The 10531-nt window shown below is 35.9% G+C and carries 13 protein-coding genes and 1 pseudogene; 11 read left to right on the top strand and 3 right to left on the bottom strand.

Annotated elements, in window-relative coordinates; all coding sequences use genetic code 11:
- Positions 1-305 (top strand): hypothetical protein (locus BUB45_RS20050; RefSeq protein WP_073013345.1); only part of this gene is annotated, 305 nt, incomplete at its 5' end.
- A gap of 13 nt (positions 306-318) precedes the next feature.
- Positions 319-618 (top strand): hypothetical protein, encoded by a 300-nt coding sequence (locus BUB45_RS18795; protein ID WP_073013343.1) that lies wholly within the window; start codon positions 319-321, stop codon positions 616-618.
- 969 nt (positions 619-1587) lie between these two features.
- On the opposite strand, the gene BUB45_RS18790 is transcribed toward BUB45_RS18795, so the two are convergent.
- Positions 1588-2616 (bottom strand): serine hydrolase domain-containing protein, encoded by a 1029-nt coding sequence (locus tag BUB45_RS18790; RefSeq protein ID WP_073013341.1) that lies wholly within the window; start codon positions 2614-2616, stop codon positions 1588-1590.
- A complete protein-coding gene (locus BUB45_RS18785) occupies positions 2609-3208 on the bottom strand; it encodes a TetR/AcrR family transcriptional regulator (RefSeq protein ID WP_073013340.1) in 600 nt (199 codons plus the stop codon). Before BUB45_RS18785 ends, BUB45_RS18790 begins: the two co-directional genes overlap by 8 nt.
- Before the next feature lie 458 nt (positions 3209-3666).
- Here BUB45_RS18785 and BUB45_RS20560 point away from each other — a divergent pair, with 458 nt between their 5' ends.
- From BUB45_RS20560 to BUB45_RS18750, 8 genes and pseudogenes are all read left to right on the top strand, one after another.
- The gene (locus tag BUB45_RS20560; protein WP_244527775.1) at positions 3667-3855 is read left to right on the top strand and encodes a Rossmann-fold NAD(P)-binding domain-containing protein; all 189 of its coding nucleotides are present in this window, start codon (positions 3667-3669) and stop codon (positions 3853-3855) included.
- 380 nt (positions 3856-4235) lie between these two features.
- Positions 4236-4724 (top strand): DinB family protein, encoded by a 489-nt coding sequence (locus tag BUB45_RS18775; protein WP_073013336.1) that lies wholly within the window; start codon positions 4236-4238, stop codon positions 4722-4724.
- 13 nt (positions 4725-4737) lie between these two features.
- Positions 4738-4824, top strand: a pseudogene (locus tag BUB45_RS20840) (hypothetical protein); the annotation flags it as partial.
- A gap of 310 nt (positions 4825-5134) precedes the next feature.
- A complete protein-coding gene (locus BUB45_RS18770) occupies positions 5135-5617 on the top strand; it encodes a DUF2975 domain-containing protein (protein ID WP_073013334.1) in 483 nt (160 codons plus the stop codon).
- 10 nt (positions 5618-5627) lie between these two features.
- A complete protein-coding gene (locus tag BUB45_RS18765; protein WP_073013332.1) occupies positions 5628-5852 on the top strand; it encodes a helix-turn-helix domain-containing protein in 225 nt (74 codons plus the stop codon).
- Positions 5853-5988: 136 nt separating this feature from the next.
- Positions 5989-6777, top strand: coding sequence for a DUF817 domain-containing protein (locus BUB45_RS18760; RefSeq protein WP_073013363.1), 789 nt, complete (start codon positions 5989-5991; stop codon positions 6775-6777).
- A gap of 207 nt (positions 6778-6984) precedes the next feature.
- A complete protein-coding gene (locus BUB45_RS18755) occupies positions 6985-8025 on the top strand; it encodes a DUF1835 domain-containing protein (protein WP_084723831.1) in 1041 nt (346 codons plus the stop codon).
- A 23-nt stretch (positions 8026-8048) separates the two neighbouring features.
- Complete coding sequence (locus tag BUB45_RS18750; RefSeq protein ID WP_073013330.1) at positions 8049-8630, top strand: DUF4256 domain-containing protein; 582 nt, start codon at positions 8049-8051, stop codon at positions 8628-8630.
- 317 nt (positions 8631-8947) lie between these two features.
- On the opposite strand, the gene BUB45_RS18745 is transcribed toward BUB45_RS18750, so the two are convergent.
- Positions 8948-9391, bottom strand: a complete 444-nt coding sequence (locus BUB45_RS18745; RefSeq protein WP_073013327.1) for a hypothetical protein — start codon at positions 9389-9391, stop codon at positions 8948-8950.
- A 132-nt stretch (positions 9392-9523) separates the two neighbouring features.
- On the opposite strand from BUB45_RS18745, the gene BUB45_RS18740 reads away from it, so the two are divergent.
- Positions 9524-10393 carry a LysR family transcriptional regulator gene (locus BUB45_RS18740; RefSeq protein WP_073013324.1) on the top strand — a complete coding sequence of 290 codons (870 nt, stop codon included), beginning with the start codon at positions 9524-9526 and terminating at the stop codon, positions 10391-10393.
- The last annotated feature ends 138 nt before the right edge of the window (positions 10394-10531 follow it).

Here is a 10531-nt window from a genome sequence, read left to right as displayed (position 1 = left end):
TAAAATTTTTAGATTATTATTTTGCAGATATGAGCGAAATAAAAAATACATTTATAGGAACAGCAGGAATAGGGGCTTATGATAAATTGACCATTGCAGATGTAGAGGATGCGTTTCACGAAGTAGTAAAGATGGAAGACGGCATTCCCATGTTGCTTGATTTGGATGAATTTGAAGATTTATTGGCTACTTTAAAAGACCTGCAAAAGGATACAGGGGAAATAGCCCATCATATGGAAAAGATGGCTCGAGATTTTGAACGTATAGACCAAATTCTTGCCCAATGGTTTGGAATTAAAAACTAAAGGAGTGAGCAGCTTGAAAGAATGGGAAGAATGGTGGGAAAATTACTTAATTAGACGAAAGCAAAAGGAAGCATTGAGAACACACATAAGAGATGTATTGCAAAAAAAAGCAAAAGCATGTAAAACAACCTTTAATGAATGCTTTTATGATGAGTCACTTTATGAAAAGCATTCCCAAGTGAAAGATGCCTTAGCTCAACAATTTGACGGTAAGGCAAACAGAGCTCTAGTAGAACGCCTTGAAATGAATGCTTTAAGGATATCAAGCATGAACGTTAAACGTAATATTGCTTATGAAAGTATTCAGTTGTAATGATTTTTCTAGCTTGCCAAAGGACTAGGGGCATATAAATTAAAAAGGGCGAGGTCATCTAGCGTTTGCTATAGAATTATATATCAGAGTTTCATTAATAGTTGTATTCTTTTTCCAAATGTAATAAAAGCGTTAGAAATTTTTAAAAGTAACTCCAATTAGTTAGGGATGTTTACAAGTGAGGATGGGGAAATTGCAAATGGATAACATGAGATCGTAAGGAATTGGAGACTATTTTCATACCATTGCTGTTTCTGAATGGGAAGGGGCGAAAAAGTCGCATCGTGAAATTTTTCAAAAAGTGCTAAGCAAGGTGGATGTCTTGAAAAAGAATGATATTAAGAATTATATGTTTTTTTATTGGTATTGGTGAACTTATATTTGCTTCTTTCTCCAAAAGATAATAAAAGAATGGATTAAACAAGGTATTATCGTACCTTTATATTCTACGTTTGAAAATGCCTTATTTCATAAAGATTTAATGGGGTTTTCTTTAAATACAATTGGGCTGCTTCATTTTGAAAGAATATTTTTCCGAAAGAATTAATATAAATGTGCTTCATTTATTATTAAATTGACTACATCAAATTCGCAATGGATACCATAAACTTTTGTGTACATAGGCACTTTCGTGAGAACACTCATCGTCTATTTAATAATGTTGAAGCAGATCCTTTAAGTAAAATACAAAGAAGTAATTGTTAATTATACATTATGAAGCAACTGACTAAAATATTGTTTGGCTTAAACCACAAGCCTTTTGTCTTTTTGAATCATAAGTACTGTAACTATAGTAAAGGTAAATAAGAGTCAGTATGGAAAAGGGAGCTTAAGAAATCAGCCAAACCAAAACGGTGCGCCCCAAAGAATTTGCAGGTAAACTGCTGGATCTTGAGGGCGTTTTCTATTTATCAGCTTCTATCGCAATAGTGTCAGTGCATCCTGTTAGGGCACATACACGATTGTCCTCTAGGCTAACTTTTTAATTTTGCTCATTAACCGCGCAGCTACACTATGTCCCGTAACTTGATTAACCGTGCCTGTAAAATAAAGATCTTTTTCGGGATCATGGAATGCAAAAGCTCCCGATTGCCCCCAATGTCCCAGCAATCCCTTTTTTAGCCCTTTTAATGACAATGGTTGCCGGGATATTCCGGTTCCATAGTAAAAGATGCCGGGTAAAAAGAGGAGATTCCAGTTTTTTTGTAGCTCGGATAACTCCTGTCTCGAGAAAAATTGCTCGTTGAAAAAAGCTTTTAAAAAAATCATTGTGTCTTTCGCTGTGGTGACGATTCCTCCTTCCGAAGCAATTGATGCCATATAGTAGGGCAGATGGAGTGGTTTCGATTTATAGTAGAGCGGAACTGGACGCGAGTCGTTCACATCTTCGAATACATACGTTTCCTCTAACCCCAATTCGTCAAAGATAAGCTGTTTAAACACATCGTTGACGCTTTTTCCTGTTACTGTTTCGATGATGATTCCTAATAACTGGTAATTGGTGTCGGAGTATTGTGCTTTTCTTTTTTGTCCCGGTATAAATGCTGGCTTCTTTTGTTTAATCATAGTAAGTGTCTTCTCTAATGACCATGCTTGATCTTTACCGCTAAGAAATTCATTAAAAACATCATTCGAGAAGTAATCGGGCAATCCACTTGTATTGGACATGAGATGTTTAATCGTAATGGTTTGTGTGTAATCGATTCCTTTATAAACATGTAGCTCGCTTGTTATATCAGCGGGGAGGTACTTGCTTATGTTATCTTCTAGCTGAAAATGTTTTTGTGATCTTAATATCAGCATGATCGCAGTAACATACAATTTCGTAACGCTTGCAAGAAAATAGAAATCAGAAGGCTGGATGTTTCCAGCACTACTGGTGAAAGACATTGTACCACTTCCATTTTCTACGCAAAACACGATACCGTGGATGTTTTTTCTAGTAATGGCTTTGGACATGTACGCATCAAGAATCGATTGTGTCAACTTATTATTCATCGTAAATTTCCCCCTCTGACATTTGGTTGCTTTGGCGCAAACGCGCTGCGGTAATGACATCTTTTGCAGTGCTGTCGAGCATTTCTATCATTTTCTCCTCGTTAAAGTCGTCAGGCAGCAAGTCATTCGCTACCATCACCGACAAACCGGTTTGAAAAATCTGCATTTTGAGTAAAATTTGCTTTAGCTCCTCATAGGAAAAGTCTTGAAGAAGCGTGTCTTTCTTCATTTGCTGAATCAAGATGTTTACGTGATCTTCATTGTGCACCATATGACCGTTGTTTTTCATAACTAAATCTCTGAACAGTACACTATATTGCTTTGCGAAACGAATACTTGCGATTCCTATGTCCAAGAACGGCTCTCCTGATTGTTGTTCGTTTAGAAAATGCCTTGATACTTCCAAGGTTTTGGCTACGACCTCTTGAATCAATTGTTCGACATCCGTGAAATTAACATAAATTGGAGCAATCGAACTGCCCATCTTTTTCGCTACTTTCCGAATTGTAATGGCGTCAATTCCTTCAGCTTTAGCTATCTCGAATGCCGTTTCAATAATTTTTTCCCGTGTAAATTTTTTCGGTGGCGCCATTGTTACGTCTCCTTTCCCTATAGAAAACAGGTGATATATAACGCATGTTACATATCATTATAATGCTTAGCAGACCATTTTGTCATCATTTTTTCAATATTCTTGTCAATCATCCAGAAACTCTCTTCAGTCGCTCCCAACCTGCAAGCTTATCAAAAGAAAATGGATCATATTAAAGTGTATTTCATGAATAATGATCTGAATGGAATTATGTTATTAAATTATCAAGTAAATGAGAAGAGACAGAATTAAACAACAACATAACACCTATATTGGTTGATTATAAGGAACATGAGGGATTAGAGGAACGCGTAAATGCATCAATAAGGGAAAACGGAGATGTTGGAACTTGTCGTAGCATGGATTCACTCAGATGCTCCTAAGGCGTTGAAAGTAGTAACTGACCAAAGGAGTGGAAATTATTTCATGTTTTAGGGAGCAACTCAAATTTGAAAGCATTGAAGCGAGAAGTAAAATTACCCGCTAGTTGTGTATACTATCAAATTCGCCTGGGGTTTGTAATTGAAGAGGATCAATCAAGGTGGTTAACAAATAAGGAGATTTCTGATGGCGTTATAAAAGCAATTAAAAATAAAAACAGGATAACAACTATCGGTCAACTTGAGCCTTGGGAGAAACGACCTTAAACAGGGAGGATAATAAAAAATACTTCTTTTTTTGGCAAGCGCATGTTTACACGTGCTTGTTAACCGAACATATGTTACTATGTTTATGTAGCGTCTAAGAATGAGAAGGTTGCATGGAGAAACAAGACAGAGGAACACAAACGAACCTTTCATGTGTGGAATAGCTAAGGCGACAAATAAGTCAGAATAATCTGGTCTTTAGAGGGAGGATTGTCAGCATTAAGCCTCTTGAAAACAAAGGTTTTTCGTGTTGTAGTGAAAATTGCCTACATCAAGTGAAGCTATGTGGTGAATAGTTAACAAAAATGCATTGTTGATGTCGTAATCTGTCATTATTCCATAACAGAATAAACAAATTAAATGAAAAGGTGATGAGAGGAATGAACGCTGTAGATATTTTAAGAAATGAATTATTGTCTGAACTTGCAATTGGTATAAGATCCATGGAAGGTTTGCTGAAAAAGGTACAAGCGGAGGATTGGGAGTATAAGCCATCTGACAATATGCGAAGTCTTAAAGAGCTCGCTCAACATATTATTTCTATACCAGAAGTTGATCTTCATCTATGGTTGGAAAAGGATCAAGAAACGATTGAAAGATTAGAAGCGAAGTATAATAATATGGAATCTGCTGATATTATGATTGAAGGAATGAATAAAGGTTTTAAAGATTATAAGGATTATATGCTTTCTTTGTCTGAAGAAGATTTTTTGACAAAGAAAACAAAGCCCTTTTATCTTGAAAAAGCTGAGATTCAAGCACACTGGTTAGTTGAAGAAGTTTCCCACCTGTTCCATCATCGAGGTCAATTCTTTAATTACATGAAACAGCTTGGTTATGAGGTAAATATGTTCGACCTTTATGTATAGCCGATGAGATCATTTACACGAAGACTATTATGAAAATAGCTATGATTTAGAAGTGGTTGCTTTTAAAAAGCAAGGAAGTATTTGTGATATCGAAACTTGAAGTCATCCTATGGAAATGAAAATATTTTGCAAGAGGCGTGGTCAGTGATGGCGACGCTTAGTTTTTTATAAGAAAACACGGTGGCGTTTTTTCGTCATCAAGCATGGATGTCAAGTCAAGTTTCACTAATGCTGTTCTCTCTAAAAATTTTGCTTCATAAGCTTATAGAATTGTCCTACTTCACTACTCCTTTACCCTTACGCTTGAAAATGATTATCATGAAGTATGTATTAAAAAAAGACTATTATTTATTGAATTACAATAAATAATATGTTAAAATCAACAACTAACAAATCAATGAGGTGGTTTTATGAAGAAGGCGACGACGGTGTTTCTAAAAACAGTTGTTATTCTCATAGGATTTCCGATTCTTGGGTTATGTATTTTCCTAGTACCTGAAATTGGACATGTTGCAGCGGAAATGTTGCCAGAATGGGCTTATATAAATTATTTTGTTATCGCGATTTTTTATGCAGCAGTTATCCCTTTTTATTTGGCTTTGTATCAGGCGTATAAACTTTTACTGTTTATTGACAAGAATAAAGTGTTCTCTGAATCATCTGTCATTGCTTTAAAGAAAATTAAATATTGTGCTATTACTATAAGCTGCTTGCATGTACTCAACGTACCGCTTTTTTATTTGTTTGCGGAAATAGATGATGCTCCTGGTGCCGTTTTTGTAGGATTGGTTGTTCCGATTGCATCCATGGTGATAGCGGTATTTGCCGCTGTTCTTCAAAGGCTATTTCAAGAGGCGCTTTATATCAAATCAGAAAATGACCTAACCGTCTGAGGTGAAGCTAATGGCAATTATAGTCAACATCGATGTGATGCTAGCAAAACGGAAAATGCGCGTAACGGAACTATCCCAAAAGGTTGGAATAACGATGGCTAACCTTTCTATTTTAAAGAATAGCAAGGCAAAAGCAGTTCGGTTCTCCACTTTAGAGGCAATTTGTAAAGCGTTGGATTGTCAGCCCGGAGATATTCTAGAGTATAAAATGGATGAAGAATTAGAAAAAATGTAACCAAGCAAAGACATTCCTTTGTTTGGAAGAAAAATGTGCTTTTAATTTTGACATGAATAGGCTTGTAAAAAGGGGAGAGATCATGAATTTCGGTAGTCAAAGAAATTCCCAGAAAAAAACCATATTGGCACAAAGTATAAGCGGATTGAAACAGCTTGTTCGTTTTGGTTGGGAACAAGCTTTATCTTGTCTATTTCCAGTCGTTATTTTTGCTTCATTGGCGCTTACACAAATGGTAACTTTACCATTTCTACCACGATATGACTGGCTGCTTATTATCTGTCTCCTCATGCAGTGGATCATGGTTCGTTCTGGATTAGAAACACGAGATGAGTTGAAGGTGATTACCGTCTTTCACCTCATTGGGCTTGCCCTTGAGATATTTAAAGTAAACATGGGGTCTTGGACGTATCCAGAAGAAGGGTATTTGAAAGTTTTTGGTGTTCCATTGTATAGTGGATTCATGTATGCAAGTGTAGCAAGTTATCTCTGTCAGGCTTGGAGGAGATTGGACATAAAATTGGTCAATTGGCCCCCGTTTTTAGTAGTTGTCCCTCTTGCAACGGCAATTTATTTAAATTTTTTCACGCATCATTTCTGGATCGATGTTCGTTGGTGGTTAGCAGCACTTGTCATGATTGTTTTTTGGCGAGCTTGGGTTACATATGAAGTCGGTGGAATCAAATATCGTATGCCACTCGTATTTTCTTTTATTCTTATTGGATTTTTTATATGGATTGCTGAAAATATTGTCACATTATTTGGCGCTTGGGAATATCCGAATCAAACGGATGCATGGAGTCTCGTTCATTTAGGTAAAGTAAGCTCATGGGTCTTATTGGTAATTGTTAGCTTTCTTATCGTAGCAACATTAAAGCAAGTGAAAGAAAAAAATCAACAAGGCATCAGTACAGAACATTATTAATTTGCTATACGTTTGCTTTTTGTACTGAGCTGATTCCGTTAATTTTATGGTAAAATAAGTACCAGGCAAAAAATGAAGTTGACTTTTATGGTTTATGTTTAAGCTAGCTTCAAATCTAGGGTATATGTGTATTAAGAGACGAAGAAATGAACAGGAAAAAGAATACAATTGGGTTTTATGGAAAAATATATATAAAGGAGTGATTATTTGATTCATGAAATAAAAAGACTGCTTAAAAATGCGACCGAAGAGGGAATGCATGCACTTTTACTATCTATGTTTATGAGCATGGAAGCCCACGAGAAAACAGATCAATATACAGAAAGCCAGTTAGTGAAGGATCTAAAAAGAACCTATCATTCCTTTCTAGAATATAAAAAAAATCAATTGGATATAAAAAGTGATAAAGGTTATCGTGCAGTACATATTGTTTTTGGTGACTCTACGTCTGGCTCTTTACAACAAGCTTTAAAAGAATTGAATTACCAAGAAGAGGAGAGAATCATTCGTTTTTCGGATATGTTAGAGGTTGGTCCCATCTGGCAATTACATAAAGAGGAGGGGCTTAATTATAGATATGAATGGTTAAAAAATCATATCAATCTTGATGACGAATACATAGATGAATACAAATATAATTTTAACCGCGCCGTATCTATGGTGAAGGCGATTCCAAAAAGCACTCCAATAATGATATGGACTGGTGAAAATGCCCATGAACAAATCGCTTTACGGTATGTTCTTTTTCTACTAAAAGATAAAATCAATGACATTTTTATATTAAATGCGACCAAGAAGTATAAAGATCATTTTAATGTCCCAAATAATGAATGTTTCCCATTACATACGGGGGAAATTCTACCTGAAAAATTAGTAAGGATATATGAAGAAAGTAGAAAACAAGCTCCAGTAAGACAACATCAACTTGCAGAATTTGTAGAAGAATGGCAAGCATTATCTACTATGAAGGAATGCCTAAGGATATGGGAAAAGCAAGAAATAATAAATGTAGAGGAAACGTATTATGATAACTACATGATAAATAAAGCTAAACAGCTACACAAAGAGAGAGGATATAACGACTTCATACATTCTGCACGACTTATTGGGGAAGTAATGGGGCATTTAAATCAATCTATTGGAGATCCCTTTTTTGAGTACCGATTACGACAACTGATTTTAAAAGGTATTTTTGAAATTAAAGGTGTTCCGAAAGCAATGAGGTATTATAGAGTACGGCTCAAGTAATATACAAGTGGGTGGAAATTAACATGACAAAGAATAGTGAAATCAACGGTAAGAAGGATTTATCATTAGAACAAAAGGAAGAATTACTTAACGTATTGCAAGCTCGTTTTGAGAAAAATAGGAACCGCCATAAAGAGCTTGAATGGGCTAAAGTGCAAGAAAAACTGGAAGCAAATGCTGAAAAAATAAGGTCTCTTCATGAAATGGAACAAACAGGCGGTGAACCCGATGTGGTTGGGTATGATAAAGAGACAGATACGTATACTTTCTATGATTGTGCTGTGGAAAGTCCTAAGGGCCGCAGAAGTGTTTGTTATGATCGTGAAGCGCTGGAGTCCAGAAAAAAACATAAACCAGAAAATAATGCCGTTGATATGGCTACCGCTATGGGCATTGAACTTTTAACAGAAGACCAGTATCGAGCCTTGCAGAAACTTGGCGATTTTGATAGGAAAACGTCGAGTTGGATTGCCACCCCTCCTGATATAAGAAACCTTGGTGGAGCGCTTTTCTGTGATTTTCGTTTCGGGCATGTTTTTGTGTATCACAATGGCGCTTCTTCTTATTATAGTTCTAGAGGCTTTCGTGGATCGTTACAGGTTTAACCCTTAATCATCCAGATGAAATTGGATTACTTATTTTGAATGATGAAACGTAGACAAAGTATTTCCATATTAAAAATCAATTTGTATGAAATGGTGATCGAGTCACTATGTCATATTATTTCATTATACTTACGAAATCGTGCTATAAGCCCAAATATAAATGGTTGTAAGAAGCCTTGCAAACGTTAATCCGATATCGAATTCCTTGGTTTGGTTATATGACTAGTGGGTTCTTCCTTTTTGAGGTGCTAAATACTTAGTAGGGAAAAGGGAGAACTCCTATTGAATAAAATTTACTTTACGATATTGTTCTTGAATTAAAACTTTAGTAGCTTGTGAAGGTTTTCCATGCTGTTTATAAAATTTTCTATTTCCTCCCATAGACATACTCGCTTCGTATGACCCAATAATTCTGCTTTCTTTTTTTCCTGCTTTAGCCAATAATCCTTTTGAGATTGATCTAGAGGCAGTTGATCTATTTGTTTTTTTAGGTGCTTCCAAAGGTCTATTGCTTCATTGCATTTCTTATATACATCCTCTAATTCGTTTAACTTATTTTTCGTTTTTTCCCATTCGTGAAGCATGGATGCTGATAACGCTTCACTAGCTCTTTTCGAACTGTCATCCTCTTTTAACCTCTTTGACTGCATTTCCAAGTTCTCTAGAGCCATTTCCCACAAAGTACGCTCCTCTTTAGTTAATAAATCATGCTCTTCCTCTGCTATTCTTGCTTTTAATCGATGTACAGGTAACAAATACATGCATTCCTTTCCTAAAATGAATTTTGAAGAAAATGTTCTTTACACATATCATAATCCTTTTAGAGTTGTATTAAAAATGATTAAATAAGATTAAATCGATCATTTAAAATGATGTCTAAAGGAGCATGCTTTGTGGACGTGAAGGAATTATTTATTTTCAAAACTTTAGCTCATGAAGGCAGTATCACAAGGGTGGCTGAACAATTGAATTATGCTCAGTCTAACATTACGAGGGTAGTCAAAAAATTAGAAGCAGAATTGCAAACAGAACTATTCTACAGACATCCTCGTGGGGTTTCATTAACTTCAAAGGGGAACCAACTCTTATCTTATACAGACCAAATTTTGCGTCTAATGGAGGAGACAAAAAAGGCAATTCAAGATTCTGAAACACCTCGTGGTCCCATTTCCATAGGCGCAAATGAGACAACAGCATCTGTTAGATTACCATCTGTTTTTGCTTCTTATAATAAAAAATATCCTCAGGTAGAATTATCCTTAACTATTGGTGCAACCGAAGAGCTTATTAACGATGTACTTGATTTTAAACTAGATGGAGCGTTTGTAGTAGGATCTGTTAAACATCCTCATCTTATTCAAATACCAGTTATGGAGGAAGAACTTGTTGTTATAACAGATAGTCAGCCAGAATCATTACATTCTATAACGAATTTGCAGAAACGGGTACTTCTAACCCGTCCTCATTGTATTCATAGAAAACGGTTGGAACTGTGGCTTCGTGATGAGGGAATGGTTCCTATGAAAATGATGGAGTTTGGGACATTAGAGGCAATTATTGGTTGTGTAAAAGCTGGTTTAGGAATTGCTGTTATCACCGAATCACTAGTTAGCCAACACCAAACAGATGGCAAGCTACGTATTCATAAGCTCCCAGATAAATATGCAACCGTAAAAACAGTGTTTATACGAAGAAAGGATACTTTTATAAATCATGCTTATCGAAAATTTTTAGATAGCTTACAATTAAACGAAGGTAAGTAATTATTGGTGGGAGTGCTGCCGATATTTTTTCAATTTAACGTTTTTAGCCAAGAAGTCTCCATCTTCAAGCGTGTGAAGGGTGAAATCCCAGCGGTAAGGTGGAGATGAATTGGCTTTCGGTCAAGTACGTCTTTAGAC

Source organism: Virgibacillus chiguensis (genome assembly GCF_900129865.1).
Classification (GTDB): domain Bacteria; phylum Bacillota; class Bacilli; order Bacillales; family Amphibacillaceae; genus Virgibacillus; species Virgibacillus chiguensis.
Note: the sequence above shows the minus strand (reverse complement) of the source record. Positions and strands in the feature narration are given on the sequence as shown.